Raw genomic sequence first — 13,439 nt, 5'->3', positions numbered from 1 at the left:
GATCAGACCGCGATCGGTGCCTTGATGGTGGGTGCCGCGACGTAGTCGCACACCTCGATGTCCTCGAGCTCGAACTCGTCGATCCCCCGGATGTCGGGGTTGAGCCAGAGCGTCGGCAGCGGCCCCGGCTCGCGGGTCAGCTGCTCGTCGGCCTGCTCGAGGTGGTTGGCGTAGAGATGAGCGTCGCCGAGGGTGTGCACGAACTCGCCGACCTCGAGGTCGGTGACCTGGGCGACCATGTGGGTCAGCAGGGCATAGCTGGCGATGTTGAACGGCACGCCGAGGAAGATGTCGGCGCTGCGCTGGTAGAGCTGGCAGGAGAGCCGGCCCCGGCCACCGTCCACGCCGGGTGCGACATAGAACTGGAACATGGTGTGGCACGGCGGGAGCGCCATCTCGTCGACATCGGCGACGTTCCACGCCGAGACGATGTGCCGGCGCGAGTCGGGGTTGGTGCGGATCGACTCGATGACCCGGGCGATCTGGTCCACCGTCTCACCGCTCGGCGTGGGCCAGGAGCGCCACTGGTGACCGTAGACCGGCCCGAGGTCGCCGTTCTCGTCGGCCCACTCGTCCCAGATGCTGATCTTGCGCTCGTGGAGCCACCTGACGTTGGTGTCGCCACGCAGGAACCACAGCAGCTCGCCCGTGATGGACCGGAGATGAAGCTTCTTGGTGGTCAGCACCGGGAAGCCCGCGGACAGGTCGAAGCGCATCTGGTGCCCGAACACCGACAGCGTGCCCGTGCCGGTGCGATCCTCCTTGCGGACGCCGTCGGTGCGGACGCGGTGCAGGAGGTCGAGGTACTGGCGCATGAGCCGAACTCTAGTTGCGGACACCGTCAGGGGCGAGGAGCGCCATGCGGGCCAGAGCAAAGGGCGGACGAACGGGCAGGTGACCGACGGGGTGACCCAAATCACAGCCCACCGGTATGGTTTCTTCAATCGGTCTGGGCCAGAGTAGTCACCGATCGCGCCGCTACCCGGACCCCCCGAGCGGGTGGCGGCGCGATCACCTCCACGGGGGGAGTGCGAGGCGGGCCAAGCGGCCCAAACCGTGGGGCCGTAACCTTGCCGCATGAGCCACCCGCATCCTGACCTCGCCTCTCCCGGACCGCTGCCCGCGAACGGCGTGCGAGTCGTCGCCCTCGGCGGACTCGGTGAGATCGGCCGCAACATGGCGGTGGTGGAGCACGCCGGCAAGCTGCTGATCATCGACTGCGGCGTGCTCTTCCCCGAGGACGAGCACCCGGGTGTCGACCTGATCCTCCCCGACTTCGAGTATCTCGAGGACCGCTGGGACGACATCGTCGCCATCGTGCTGACCCACGGCCACGAGGACCACATCGGTGCCGTGCCCTTCCTGCTGCGGCGCCGGCAGGACATCCCGCTGGTCGGCTCACAACTCACCCTCGCGCTCGTCGAGGCCAAGCTCAAGGAACACCGGATCACGCCCTACACCCTGGGCGTGCGCGAGGGGGACCGGGAGGTCCTCGGTCCGTTCGACTGCGAGTTCATCGCCGTCAACCACTCCATCCCCGACGCGCTCGCGGTCTTCGTGCGCACCTCCGGCGGCAACCTGCTGCACACCGGTGACTTCAAGATGGACCAGGTCCCGCTGGACAACCGGATCACCGACCTGCGCGCCTTCGCAAGGCTCGGCGAGGAGGGAGTCGACCTGTTCCTTACCGACTCCACGAACGCGGACGTGCCGGGCTTCACCACCCCGGAGCGCAACATCACCCCGGCGATCCAGCGGGTCTTCAACCACGCCGAGCGCCGCATCATCGTGGCCTGCTTCTCCTCCCACGTGCACCGGGTGCAGCAGGTCCTCGACGCCGCCGAGGAGGCCGGTCGCAAGGTGGCGATGGTGGGCCGCTCGATGCTGCGCAACATGGGCATCGCCGCCGAGCTGGGCTATCTGCGCGTGCCGGACGGGGTGCTGGTCGACCTGGGGCGGCTGGCCCAGCTGCCCGATCACCAGCAGGTCCTGATCTGCACCGGGTCGCAGGGTGAGCCGATGGCGGCCCTGTCCCGGATGGCCAACCGGGACCACAAGATCGAGGTCGGCGGCGGGGACACCGTCCTGATGGCCTCCTCCCTGATCCCCGGCAACGAGAACGCCGTCTACCGGGTGATCAACGGCCTGACCCGGCTCGGCGCCAATGTCGTGCACAAGGGCAACGCACTGGTCCACGTGTCCGGGCACGCGAGTGCGGGGGAGCTGCTCTACTGCTACAACATCGTCCGCCCCAAGAACGTCATGCCGGTGCACGGCGAGTGGCGTCACCTGGTGGCCAACGGTGACCTGGCGGTGGCGACGGGGGTGCCTGCCGAGAACGTGATCCTCGCCGAGGACGGCGTCGTGGTCGACCTGGTCGACGGGCGAGCGCGCATCGCCGGGGCCGTGGACGTCGGCTACATCTACGTCGACGGCTCCTCGGTCGGCGGCACCACGGAGGGTCTGCTGAAGGACCGCCGGATCCTGCGCGACGAGGGCTTCGTGACGATCATCGTGGTGCGCGACGCCTCCACGGGCAAGGTCGCCGCCGGCCCGGAGATCCAGACCCGCGGGTTCGCCGAGGACGCCGCGGTCTTCGACAAGGTCCGGCCGCGCCTCGAGACGGCCCTGGAGGAGGCCCGCCAGAACGGGGTGACCGACACCCACCAGCTCCAGCAGGTCATCCGCCGCACCGTCGGGTCGTTCGTCGGTAGCAAGCTACGCCGCCGCCCGATGATCATCCCGATCGTCATCGACGCCTGATCTGATCTCGCCCGGTCCGACCCCCGCACCACCGGCCTGGTTCCGGTATGCCGTGGGGCCGGTCCTGTCTCCCTGCTCAGGCGAGGCGGGACACGGCCAGCGCGGCGAGCGCGATCAGCCAGCTCACGAAACTGCCGATGAGGAAGTACTCGGTCACCTGGTCGATGCGTGCCGCCCGCTGCGTGGCGGGATCCTGCGCGCTGCCCGTCGTCTCCCGGCCCGCGGTGTCGCTGCCCGTCGTCTCCCGGCCCGTGGTGTCGCTGTGCGCGGCCTCCCAGCGCTCGCTGTCACGACTCGCGCGCTGCAGCTCGGGCCAACGGATCAGGCCCTTGGCGGCGATGACGATGCTGGCGGCCGTCACCTGACCGGCGAGCCCCAGACCGAGGATGAACACCCGCTCCATCGGCCCGAGGAGTCGCCCCCCGCGGAGCCGGTCGGAGGGCTGTGGCTCGCCCAGCGGGTTCAGCGCGCCGGTGTGGGCGAGCACCAGCCGGACCACGATGTTGCCGGTCGACAGCTGGATCAGCACGAGCCCGGCCAGGAGCAGGAACCGGGTCGGGTCGGCCGTCGTGAGCGGGCCCAGACCGGTCCAGTCCAGCCACCGGGAGAGCGCCCCACCAGCCTCCGAGGACCACCCGCTGAGCAGGAGCGTCAGCGCGACGCCGAGCGAGAGGGCACCCAGCGCCAGTCCCTCCCCACGATCGGTCTCGACTGCACGTCGGGTCAGCACGACCCAGGTCCCGGTGGTGGCGCCGGCGATGGCCAGCAGGAGCAGGTCACCCCAGGTGTCCAGGTCGGCCAGGATGGCCAGGGCAGCGATCGAGGCTAGTCCCAGGGTCGTGCCCACGCGCTGCCCGAGCCCGGTGTCGGCCCAGTCACGGGCGGAGAGCAGGTCGGCCAGGCCGACGGCGATGAGCAGGAGCGCGAGGGCGCTCACGTGACCTTCCGGAGGCTCTCCGCCGAGGTGACGGCGATGGCGAGCCCGTCGTGCTTGCGGCGCTGGTTCACCGCCTGCCGGGTCAGCCCCAGCTCCTCCGCCAGCTTCGCCTGCGTCCGTCCGTGCATGAGCCCCTCCAGGATGTGCCTCGACCGCGTATCCAACAAGCCAAGCAGGTGGTCCTGACAGAGCAGCGCGGCGTTGACAGCCTCGGCCGACGGGCCGGGGGTCGGGCCGGAGGCATCAGGCGAGGGGGCGTCGGGGGTCGCCTGGGCCGGGCGGTAGGCCGTGCGCACGCTCTCGAACCCCGTCGTCGACTGCTTCTGCTCAACCCACTCGATCGCGGCCCGGGCGGCCCACCACGCCGGGCCGTCCTGCGTGCCGTTGTCGGCATCCAGCACGGTCACCCCTCCCCAGCCGACGCCGACCCGGATGTCGATGTCGGGATCGAGGCGCAGCCGGAGCAGGAGCGCGGCATACAACGCCTCACCCACTGTCGCGAAGGTGCCCTGGAACTCGTCTCCCGCGGTGACCTGAAGGTCATCCACCGAGGTGACCTCGGCGCTCACGGTCGTCAGGGCGGTGGTGAGTGCGTCGTGCAGTGCCTTGCGGTCCTCGGCCGTGCGGGAGCCGATCACGTCGCCGAGCAGTGCCGCGAGCGGTCGGTCGCCCGCCGGGTGGGTCATGGGTCAAGTCTAGGGGAGATGCGCAAGGGAGCAAGCCATTCTCTTGATATGGACAAAAAGCAATCCATTATCTTGCTACTAGGCCAGATCAACTGATGACGTAGACGACTAGGCTGGCGGCGTGCGCGCGTGGGCGGGGGTCGTCGGCTGGGCCTGGTGCGGGAGTGTCGTGGCGCTCATCATCCTGCGCTTCCTCGACCTGACCGGTCCGGTCCCGGCGGTGCAGTCGGTCCTGCCGCTGGCGGTGGGGAGCCTGACCCTGCTCCTCGCGCTCAGCCTCCTGGGCAGACGTCCCGTGCTGGCCGTGGTCTCGGGTGCCATCGTGGTCATCGGTGCCGCGTGGGCGCTCCCCTGGCTGTGGCCGCGGCAGGTCCCGCCCCCGTCGGCCGCCGACACGGTCGTGCTCGCGGCCAACCTGGAGTACGGCCAGGGCAGCATGGCCGAGATCGTCGCCCTCGTCAGGCAGTATGACGTCGACGCCCTCGTCCTCCTCGAGGCCACGGCTCGCACCGGGGACCAGGTGGCGCACGGGTCGCTGAGCGACCTGCTCCCGCACGTCTCCGGGCAGGTCCGCGAGGACGCGGGCGGCACGCTGGTGCTGACCGCAGAACCGCACGTCGAGCTGCCGGACCCGCCCGCGGGCACGTTCACCCAGGTCGCGGTCCGGGTCCAGGGTGCCGGCGGGGACGCGGACTGGACACTGGTGGCAGTCCACCCCGCCCCTCCTCTCCTGACGACCTCCGACCGCTGGCGGGACGACCTGGCCGCGCTCCAGGCGTGGGTCGAGGGGCACCGCGAGGGCCGCCTGGTCCTGGCCGGGGACTTCAACGCGTCCCAGGGGCACCCCGCTTTCCGCGCACTGTCCGACGGGATGGTCGACGCGCACCGGGAGGCGGGTGCGGGCTGGGTGCGGACCTGGCCGATGGGCTCGCCCGTGCCCCCGTTCATCCAGCTGGACCACGTGCTGGCGCGCGGCTTCGCGGTGCAGGATGCCGGGGTGGCCGACCTCACGGGCAGCGATCACCGGGCGGTGTGGGCACGTCTGCGCTGAACGCACCGGTCACCACGAAGATCTGCTCCTCATCGCGTGTGACGCGTGATACGCAAGGGAAAGTCAAGTACCGTGCCAGGGTGGCGACTAGTGCGACGACCCGACGCTCATCCGGTGGCAAGGCCGCCGGTGCGCGGTCCTCATCGCGTCCGCGCACCACGACCGCCCGGTCCGCCGGGGCCGGCCGCTCGGGGTCCAAGGCCTCTGGTCGCAGTGGCAGCGCTGGGCGGAACAGCCCAGGGCGGGGCCGGGCCGGCACGGGTGGCTCCGGCCGATCCAGGGCCGGGAGTGCCTCGAGGAACTCGACCCGCAAGCCCCGGAGCGGGCAGCCACCGTTGCCCTGGCGGATGGCTCGAGGGACCTGGATGGGGATGGCGACGATGACCGGAGGAGCGGTACGCAGCATGGGCTCCAGCACTGAGGACACCGACCAGGGCCACCGGCGCGACGGCATGGGTTTCCTGCTCCTGGCCCTGGCCGTGATCGTGGCCATCCGTGAGTGGTGGAACCTGCAGGGCACCCTCGGCGACGTGATCCACGCGGTCGTGGCCGGCACCTTCGGGCGGGTGGGTCTGGCCCTGCCGATCGTGCTGTTCCTCTTTGCGATCCGACTGCTGCGGGCCCCGGCGAGCACCGCGTCCAACAACCGGATGGCCGTCGGCACCCTGGCCCTGGGCCTGGCGGCCACCGGCCTGACCCACGTGGCGCTCGGGGCACCCGACTACAGCGAGGGCCAGGAGGCCCTGCAGAACGCCGGCGGCATCGTCGGCTTCATCGTGGCCAGCCCCATCACCGCCGCTCTCACCAGCTACGGCACCATCGCCCTGCTGAGCCTGCTCGCATTCTTCGGCGTGCTCGTCATCACGGCCACTCCCGTGCACCGGATCCCGCAGCGGCTCCGGGCCTTCGAGGCCGCCCTGTTCGAGACCCACCAGGAGGAGGACGCAGACCAGACCGGGCCGCGCCCTGCTCGCCGCCGCCGCGGCGAGGTGCCGGGGGACCGGGAGGGGGACGAGGCCTTCGAGCAGGCCGCCGAGGTGCAGCCCGGTTCGGCCAAGTCCCTGCGCGCCCGGGCCTACGCACGCAAGCAGCGTGAGGAGGCGGACGCCGGCGCGACGGACAAGGGATCCTCGGGCCGGTCCGCGGACCGAACTCCGAAGGGGACCGGCGATCCCAACGAAACACAGCCGATCCTGCGGCCGGGCCAGAAGCGGCCGGAGCCCGGCACGGTCCCGCACAAGGAGACCCTGGAGGCCCCGCCGACCACGCCGCTGCCCCAGCGGGTGGAGCAGCTGATGCTGGCCGGTGACGTCACCTACACCCTTCCGGACAACGGCCTGCTGACCGAGGGTGCACCGCACAAGTCACGGTCGGCGGCCAACGACCAGGTGGTCGACTCCCTCACCGGGGTGCTGGACGACTTCGGCGTCGACGCCCAGGTCACCGGTTTCATGCGGGGCCCGACGGTGACCCGCTACGAGGTCGAGCTCGGCCCCGGCGTGAAGGTCGAGCGGATCACCGCGCTGTCCAAGAACATCGCCTACGCCGTGGCGTCCGCCGACGTGCGCATCCTCTCCCCGATCCCCGGCAAGTCCGCGGTCGGTGTCGAGATCCCCAACACCGACCGCGAGAACGTCTCGCTCGGTGACGTGCTCCGCTCGAACGCGGCCCGCAACAACACCCACCCCATGGTGATGGGCGTCGGCAAGGACGTCGAGGGCGGCTACGTCATCGCCAACCTGGCGAAGATGCCGCACATGCTCGTGGCCGGTGCCACGGGCTCGGGCAAGTCCAGCTTCATCAACTCGATGATCACCTCGGTCCTGATGCGCGCCACCCCCGATGAGGTGCGCATGGTCCTGGTCGACCCCAAGCGGGTCGAGCTCACGGCCTACGAGGGCATCCCGCACCTGATCACCCCGATCATCACCAACCCGAAGAAGGCCGCCGAGGCGCTGGCCTGGGTGGTCAAGGAGATGGACACCCGCTACGACGACCTGTCGGCCTTCGGGTTCAAGCACGTCGACGACTTCAACAAGGCGGTCCGCGCTGGCAAGGCCACTCCGCCGCCCGGCTCGGAGCGGGTGCTGCAGCCCTACCCCTACCTGCTGGTCGTCGTCGACGAACTGGCCGACCTGATGATGGTCGCCCCCCGGGACGTCGAGGAGTCGGTCGTCCGGATCACCCAGCTGGCCCGGGCCGCGGGCATCCACCTGGTGCTGGCCACCCAGCGCCCCTCTGTCGACGTGGTCACCGGCCTGATCAAGGCCAACGTGCCCTCCCGCATGGCCTTCGCCACCTCCTCGGTCACCGACAGCCGGGTGGTGCTGGACCAGCCCGGTGCCGAGAAGCTCATCGGCCAGGGTGACGCGCTGTTCCTGCCGATGGGGGCGTCCAAGCCGATGCGCGTGCAGGGCGCCTGGGTCGCCGAGTCCGAGATCGAGGGCGTGGTCAAGCACGTCACCGGACAGCTCAAGCCCGTCTACCGCGAGGACGTGGCCGCCGCCCCCGCCAAGAAGCAGGTCGATGAGGACATCGGCGACGACCTCGATCTGCTGCTCCAGGCCGCCGAGCAGGTCATCACGACGCAGTTCGGCTCGACCTCGATGCTGCAGCGCAAGCTGCGCGTCGGCTTCGCCAAGGCCGGCCGGCTGATGGACCTGATGGAGTCGCGCGGCATCGTCGGGCCGTCGGAGGGCAGCAAGGCCCGCGAGGTCCTCGTCAGGCCCGAGGACCTCGAGGTCACCCTGGCGCTGCTCCAGGGGCAGGAGCCCCCGGAGCAGGTCGAGGAGTCTGCGGAGGACGACCCGCGGGAGTATGCCGAGGACCCCGGCTACGACGAGGACGGCCAGGATGAGGGTGGGGCACCCGCCGCGCCACGGGGCCAGCAGTATGCCGACCCGCTCGCTGAGGACGACGACGACGCGGACTACGACCTCGCTGAGGAAGACTCCGAGGACGCCTGGGCGCTGACCGGGCGGGAGTAGAGTCACCGCTCGTGTTCACCTACGCAGGGGCCGCGGGCCAGACCAGGTGGCAGCGCTGGCTCACGGCGCTGCGTGAGCACCCCTCCGGCGTGCTGCTCGCCGCGCAGCTGCTCGGCGTGCTGCTCTTCCCGTTCACCGACGCCGGGGGACTGGGGCGGACGTTGCTGTCGGCCTTCGGCCTGGTGATCCTGGCGATCGCCGTCGCTGCCGTCAACCGGACCCCCAGCACCAGGAGGGTCGCGATCGCCCTGGGTGCACCCGTCTTCGTGCTCACCGTGCTCGAGGCGATCTTCCCCGACAACACCACGATCCATCTGATCAGCTACATCTTCCACGCGATCTTCTACTTCTACACAGCGGTCTCGCTCCTGCGCTACATGTTCGCCGACGCCTGGGTCAGCCGCGACGAGCTGTTTGCCACCGGGGCCTGCTTCACGGTGCTGGCCTGGGCCTTCGCCTACACCCACGGTGTGGTGCAGATCATCTGGCCCGACTCCTACCTCCACGCGGGCCACGACGGTCCGCTGAGCTGGATGGACCTGCTGTTCCTCTCCTTCACCACGCTGACCAACACCGGACTGTCCGACATCACCCCGGGGCCGGAGGCCAACCAGGCGCGCTCGGTGCTGATGCTCCAGATGCTGGCCGGGCTCAACTACATCGCGCTGGTCGTGGCACGCCTGCTGGGCCTGACCCTGGTCAAGTTCCGCAAGTGACCCGGCCGCCCGGCCGGCTCCGTGGACCGGTGAGGAGGGCAGGTCTCGTCCCCGGCCTGTCGGTCGCGGCCGGTCTCGGCCTCATCGCCCACCTGCTCGGTGCCCAGGTGCCGGTCGTGGGCGGCCCGGTGTTCGGCATACTCCTCGGCGTCGTGGCGGGCGCCGCCCTCGGCGAGCGGCCCGCCCTGGCCCCCGGCACCGCCTTCGCGGCCAAGAAGGTGCTGCAGGCCGCGGTGGTGCTGCTCGGTCTCCGGCTCTCCCTCGGGCAGGTCGCCAGGATCGGGTGGGAGACGCTGCCGGTGATGCTCGGCACCCTGGCCCTGGCGCTCATCGCGGGGGCAGTCATCGGGCGGTGGCTGGGCGTGCCCGAGCAGATCCGCACGCTGGTCACCGTCGGCACCGGCATCTGCGGGGCATCGGCGATCGCGACGGTCAGCGCGGTCACCGGCGCCACAGGGGTGGCCGTGGCCGTGTCGGTCGCCGTGATCTTCGCCTACAACGCCCTCGCGGTGCTCATCTTCCCGCTGGCCGGTCACGCGTTGGGGCTGTCCCAGGAAGGCTTCGGGCTCTGGGCCGGCACGGCGATCAACGACACCTCCTCGGTGGTCGCGGCAGCCACGGTCTACGGTGCCGTGGCGACCTCGACCGCCGTGGTCGTCAAGCTCACCCGGACCCTCATGATCATCCCGATCGCGGTGGGGCACTCGGTCGCGCGTGCCCGGCGGGAGGGCTCGACGCACGGGCGCCCGCGATGGACACAGCTCATCCCCCCGTTCCTGGTCCTCTTCCTCGTCGCCGCGGCGGTCAACTCCGCGGGGCTGGTCCCCGAGGGGTGGAGCGACCCGGTGCGACAGCTCGCTGCCTACCTGACCACGGTCGCCCTGACGGCGATCGGACTGGGCACGCCGGTGCGTGCCGTGCGCGAGGCGGGCTGGCGGCCCCTCGCGCTCGGTGGGCTCCTCTGGGTGCTGGTGGCGGTGAGCAGCCTGCTGCTGATGCGGCTCACCGGGCACTGGTGAGGCCGCGGGCGGCGTGCCGATGCCGGCAGGCAAGGCGTGGTGGAGCAGCCGCGGATCCGCCCTCGCATAAGGTTGGGTTCATGAGCGTGAGCGGCGTGGCCACCCGGGGCACGGGCGACCCGTCTCCCCACCAGGCCTCGCCGCACCGGACGGTGGCGATGGTGACCCTGGGCTGCTCGCGCAACGAGGTCGACTCCGAGGAGCTGGCCGGTCGGCTCACCGCCGGCGGCTGGTCCCTCGTCGAGGACGCCGCCGAGGCGGACGTGGCCGTCGTCAACACCTGCGGCTTCGTCGCGCAGGCCAAGAAGGACTCCATCGACGCGCTGCTCGAGGCGGGTGATCTCAAGCAGACCGGCCGCACCCGGGCCGTCGTGGCGGTGGGGTGCCTGGCCGAGCGCTACGGCGAGCAGCTGGCCGACCAGCTGCCCGAGGCCGACGCCGTGCTCGGGTTCGACTCCTACCGGGACATGTCGAGCCAGCTGCAGGCCATCCTGGATGGTCACAAGCCGGTCTCCCACACCCCGCGGGACCGGCGCACCCTGCTGCCGATCGCTCCCGCCGCGCGCCAGGACGGCAGCGCCGGTGTCGCTCTGCCCGGACACCAGCAGATCGCTCCGACCGACTTCATCAGCACCAACTCCCAGGGCACGGACGCCCTGGCCACCCCGTCCGGACCACCCGTGGTGCGGGCGCGCCTGGACGGTCGACCGTGGGCACCACTGAAGATCGCCTCGGGCTGTGACCGCCGCTGCGCCTTCTGCGCGATCCCGATGTTCCGCGGCTCGTTCGTCTCCCGCCGCCCGCACGAGATCCTCGACGAGGCTCGCTGGCTGGGCGAGCGCGGGGTCCGCGAGGTCTTCCTGGTCAGTGAGAACACCACGTCCTACGGCAAGGACCTGGGCGACCTCCGGCTCCTGGAGCAGCTGCTGCCCGAGCTCGCTGCGGTCGAGGGCATCGACCGGGTCCGGGTCTCCTACCTGCAACCGGCCGAGATCCGGCCCGAGCTGCTCGAGGTGATGGCACAGACCCCTGGCGTGACGCCATACTTCGACATCTCCTTCCAGCACGCCTCCGGGCCACTGCTGCGCCGGATGCGCCGGTTCGGCGACCGGCAGTCCTTCCTGTCCCTGCTCCGGACGGTCCGGCAACGCCTGCCGCAGGCCGGCATCCGCTCCAACGTCATCGTCGGCTTTCCCGGCGAGACCGAGGAAGACCTGGCCGAGCTGACCTCCTTCCTGGAGGAGGCCGAGCTCGACGTGGTCGGGGTCTTCGGCTACAGCGACGAGGACGGCACCGAGGCCGAGACCTATGACGGCAAGTTGGCCCCTGAGGTCATCAACGAGCGGGTGGCCCTGGTGACCGGGCTGGTCGAGCAGCTGACCGCCCAGCGGGCGCTGGATCGCGTGGGGGAGCGGGTCAGTGTGCTCGTCGAGGAGATCGACGAGCCCGAGGGAGATGACGCCGACGTCGTCGTCACCGGCCGCGCCGAGCAGCAGGGGCCAGACGTCGACGGCTCGACCGTGCTGGTGGGGTGGCCCGCCGGCCGGGCCCCGCGCGTCGGTGACATCGTCCGGGCCGAGGTCGTGGGCACCGAGGGTGTCGACCTGATCGCACGGGTGGAGGTCTGACACCGTGACCAGCCCGGACCCGGCAGCGTCGCCGGTCGCCCCCACCGCCAGCGCATGGAACGTGCCCAACGGCCTGACCGTGCTGCGGATCATCATGGTCCCGCTGTTCCTGTGGCTGCTGCTCACCCAGTCCGGCGACTCCGAGCCGCACCGGTGGTGGGCCGCGGTGGTCTTCGCGGTCGCCAGTCTCACGGACTGGCTCGACGGAGAGCTCGCCCGCCGCAGGGAGCTGGTCACCAACTTCGGCAAGGTCGCCGACCCGATCGCCGACAAGGCGCTCATGGGGTCCGCCCTCATCGGGCTCTCCTCGCTCGGCGAGCTCCCCTGGTGGGTGACCGTCGTCATCCTCGTCCGCGAGCTGGGCATCACCGGGCTGCGCTTCTGGGTCATCCGTCGGGGCGTGATCGCCGCGAGCAAGGGCGGCAAGCTCAAGACGATGCTCCAGGCGATCGGTCTGCTGCTGCTGATCCTGCCGCTGACCGGGTTGTTGCACTCGCTGGGCCTGTGGATCATGTACGCCGCCGTCGTCGTCACCGTCGTGACCGGCATCGACTACGTCTTCCAGGCGTTGCGCCTGCGCCGGGCCACCGGTGGTGGGTCGTGACGGCCCAGGGTGGCCAGGACCCGTGCGTGGGTCGTGCGCCGGACCCGACCGAGCTGGACGCGCCGGATGCCGCCCGGGTGGACCCCCGTGCGGCACGGGCCGTCGAGGAGCTGCGGAGGGCCGGTGCCTCGATCGCCACCGCCGAGTCGCTGACCGGCGGGCTGGTCTGCGCGGCCCTCACGTCGGTGCCGGGAGCCAGCTCGGTCGTGTTCGGCGGCATCGCGTCATACTCCAGCGACCTCAAGATCCGCGTCCTGGGTGTGCCCGCCGACGTGATCGCCGAGCACGGGACGGTGGCCGAGCAGACCGCCCTGCACATGGCCGACGGGGCGCGCCGGGTGGCCGGGGCGGACGTCGGGGTGGCGACCACGGGGGTCGCCGGGCCGGATCCGACGGAGGGCAAGCCGGTCGGAGAGGTCTTCGTGGCCGTGACCCGGGAATCTGTGCGGCTGGTCCGGGTGTTCACCTTCCACGGGTCGCGTGAGCAGGTCCGGCGCCAGGCCGTGGAGAGCGCCCTGGAGCTGGTGATCGAGGCCCTGTCGGGACCGGAGTGAGGGGGCGGTTCGCCTCCGAGAGGTATTCTGTCGGCCCGGCGTTGTACGGTTGAGGTAGCGACGGAGACGGATGAGGAGGTTTGGCCATGGTTCTCTTGCGACGCGAGTTGGGCGACGTGCTCCGGGAGGAGCGTCAGCACCAGGGCCGGACCCTGCGTGAGGTCTCGGCCTCGGCCTCGGTCTCCCTCGGCTACCTGAGTGAGGTCGAGCGCGGCGAGAAGGAGGCCTCCAGCGAGCTGCTGGCCTCCATCTGCAAGGCCCTCGACCTGCCGATGTCCCGGATGCTGACCGACGTCGCAGACCGGGTGAGCCTGGCCGAGACGGCCGAGCAGCAGCTCACCTCCATGCTGGCCGAGGGTCTGGCCAAGCCGATCCGGCACCCCGACACCGTCGTGTCGACCAAGCGCCGCCTGATCAGCTCCGCGGCCTGAGCAGCGGGCACCACCGCAGCACCCCTCAGCATCTGACCGGGCGTCCCACCTCCGACCGGGCCC

At 70.9% G+C, this 13,439-nt stretch carries 12 protein-coding genes; 9 read left to right on the top strand and 3 right to left on the bottom strand.

What is annotated here, in order from left to right:
• Nucleotides 1–2: 2 nt before the first annotated feature.
• A complete protein-coding gene (locus tag MWU75_RS04965) occupies nucleotides 3–815 on the bottom strand; it encodes a thymidylate synthase (RefSeq protein ID WP_247088631.1) in 813 nt (270 codons plus the stop codon).
• A gap of 262 nt (nucleotides 816–1,077) precedes the next feature.
• Here MWU75_RS04965 and MWU75_RS04960 point away from each other — a divergent pair, with 262 nt between their 5' ends.
• A complete protein-coding gene (locus MWU75_RS04960; protein WP_247088630.1) occupies nucleotides 1,078–2,763 on the top strand; it encodes a ribonuclease J in 1,686 nt (561 codons plus the stop codon).
• Nucleotides 2,764–2,839: 76 nt separating this feature from the next.
• On the opposite strand, the gene MWU75_RS04955 is transcribed toward MWU75_RS04960, so the two are convergent.
• Together MWU75_RS04955 and MWU75_RS04950 are read right to left on the bottom strand one after the other, a co-directional pair.
• On the bottom strand, nucleotides 2,840–3,700 hold the full coding sequence (locus MWU75_RS04955) for a hypothetical protein (protein WP_247088628.1): 861 nt from the start codon (nucleotides 3,698–3,700) through the stop codon (nucleotides 2,840–2,842).
• On the bottom strand, nucleotides 3,697–4,386 hold the full coding sequence (locus tag MWU75_RS04950) for a SatD family protein (protein ID WP_247088626.1): 690 nt from the start codon (nucleotides 4,384–4,386) through the stop codon (nucleotides 3,697–3,699). Before MWU75_RS04950 ends, MWU75_RS04955 begins: the two co-directional genes overlap by 4 nt.
• A gap of 121 nt (nucleotides 4,387–4,507) precedes the next feature.
• Here MWU75_RS04950 and MWU75_RS04945 point away from each other — a divergent pair, with 121 nt between their 5' ends.
• The 8 genes from MWU75_RS04945 (at nucleotide 4,508) to MWU75_RS04910 (ending at nucleotide 13,376) form a co-directional block, all read left to right on the top strand.
• Nucleotides 4,508–5,437 (top strand): endonuclease/exonuclease/phosphatase family protein, encoded by a 930-nt coding sequence (locus MWU75_RS04945; protein ID WP_247088624.1) that lies wholly within the window; start codon nucleotides 4,508–4,510, stop codon nucleotides 5,435–5,437.
• A gap of 404 nt (nucleotides 5,438–5,841) precedes the next feature.
• Entirely contained in the window at nucleotides 5,842–8,424 is a 2,583-nt protein-coding gene (locus MWU75_RS04940; RefSeq protein ID WP_247088622.1) for a DNA translocase FtsK, read from the top strand.
• 11 nt (nucleotides 8,425–8,435) lie between these two features.
• Entirely contained in the window at nucleotides 8,436–9,140 is a 705-nt protein-coding gene (locus tag MWU75_RS04935) for an ion channel (RefSeq protein ID WP_247088621.1), read from the top strand.
• 29 nt (nucleotides 9,141–9,169) lie between these two features.
• Complete coding sequence (locus MWU75_RS04930; RefSeq protein ID WP_247088620.1) at nucleotides 9,170–10,159, top strand: putative sulfate exporter family transporter; 990 nt, start codon at nucleotides 9,170–9,172, stop codon at nucleotides 10,157–10,159.
• 158 nt (nucleotides 10,160–10,317) lie between these two features.
• Nucleotides 10,318–11,787 (top strand): 30S ribosomal protein S12 methylthiotransferase RimO, encoded by a 1,470-nt coding sequence (rimO, locus tag MWU75_RS04925; protein WP_247088864.1) that lies wholly within the window; start codon nucleotides 10,318–10,320, stop codon nucleotides 11,785–11,787.
• A gap of 4 nt (nucleotides 11,788–11,791) precedes the next feature.
• The gene (gene pgsA, locus MWU75_RS04920) at nucleotides 11,792–12,391 is read left to right on the top strand and encodes a CDP-diacylglycerol--glycerol-3-phosphate 3-phosphatidyltransferase (protein WP_247088619.1); all 600 of its coding nucleotides are present in this window, start codon (nucleotides 11,792–11,794) and stop codon (nucleotides 12,389–12,391) included.
• A 26-nt stretch (nucleotides 12,392–12,417) separates the two neighbouring features.
• Nucleotides 12,418–12,945, top strand: coding sequence for a nicotinamide-nucleotide amidohydrolase family protein (locus MWU75_RS04915; protein ID WP_247088618.1), 528 nt, complete (start codon nucleotides 12,418–12,420; stop codon nucleotides 12,943–12,945).
• 86 nt (nucleotides 12,946–13,031) lie between these two features.
• The gene (locus tag MWU75_RS04910) at nucleotides 13,032–13,376 is read left to right on the top strand and encodes a helix-turn-helix transcriptional regulator (RefSeq protein WP_281496799.1); all 345 of its coding nucleotides are present in this window, start codon (nucleotides 13,032–13,034) and stop codon (nucleotides 13,374–13,376) included.
• Nucleotides 13,377–13,439: the final 63 nt, after the last annotated feature.

Origin of the sequence: Ornithinimicrobium sp. F0845, assembly GCF_023015765.1 — a bacterium.
GTDB lineage: Bacteria > Actinomycetota > Actinomycetes > Actinomycetales > Dermatophilaceae > Ornithinicoccus.
The sequence above is the reverse complement of the archived record's forward strand: the minus strand, read 5'-3'. Positions and strand labels throughout refer to the sequence as shown.

What these genes read in the sequence shown, in the direction of transcription:
- MWU75_RS04965 (WP_247088631.1), bottom strand. Translation starts at nt 815, where the DNA reads ATGCGCCAGTACCTCGACCTCCTGCACCGCGTCCGCACCGACGGCGTC.
- MWU75_RS04960 (WP_247088630.1), top strand. Translation starts at nt 1,078, where the DNA reads ATGAGCCACCCGCATCCTGACCTCGCCTCTCCCGGACCGCTGCCCGCG.
- MWU75_RS04950 (WP_247088626.1), bottom strand. Translation starts at nt 4,386, where the DNA reads ATGACCCACCCGGCGGGCGACCGACCGCTCGCGGCACTGCTCGGCGAC.
- MWU75_RS04940 (WP_247088622.1), top strand. Translation starts at nt 5,842, where the DNA reads ATGGGCTCCAGCACTGAGGACACCGACCAGGGCCACCGGCGCGACGGC.
- rimO (WP_247088864.1), top strand. Translation starts at nt 10,318, where the DNA reads ATGGTGACCCTGGGCTGCTCGCGCAACGAGGTCGACTCCGAGGAGCTG.
- MWU75_RS04910 (WP_281496799.1), top strand. Translation starts at nt 13,032, where the DNA reads ATGGTTCTCTTGCGACGCGAGTTGGGCGACGTGCTCCGGGAGGAGCGT.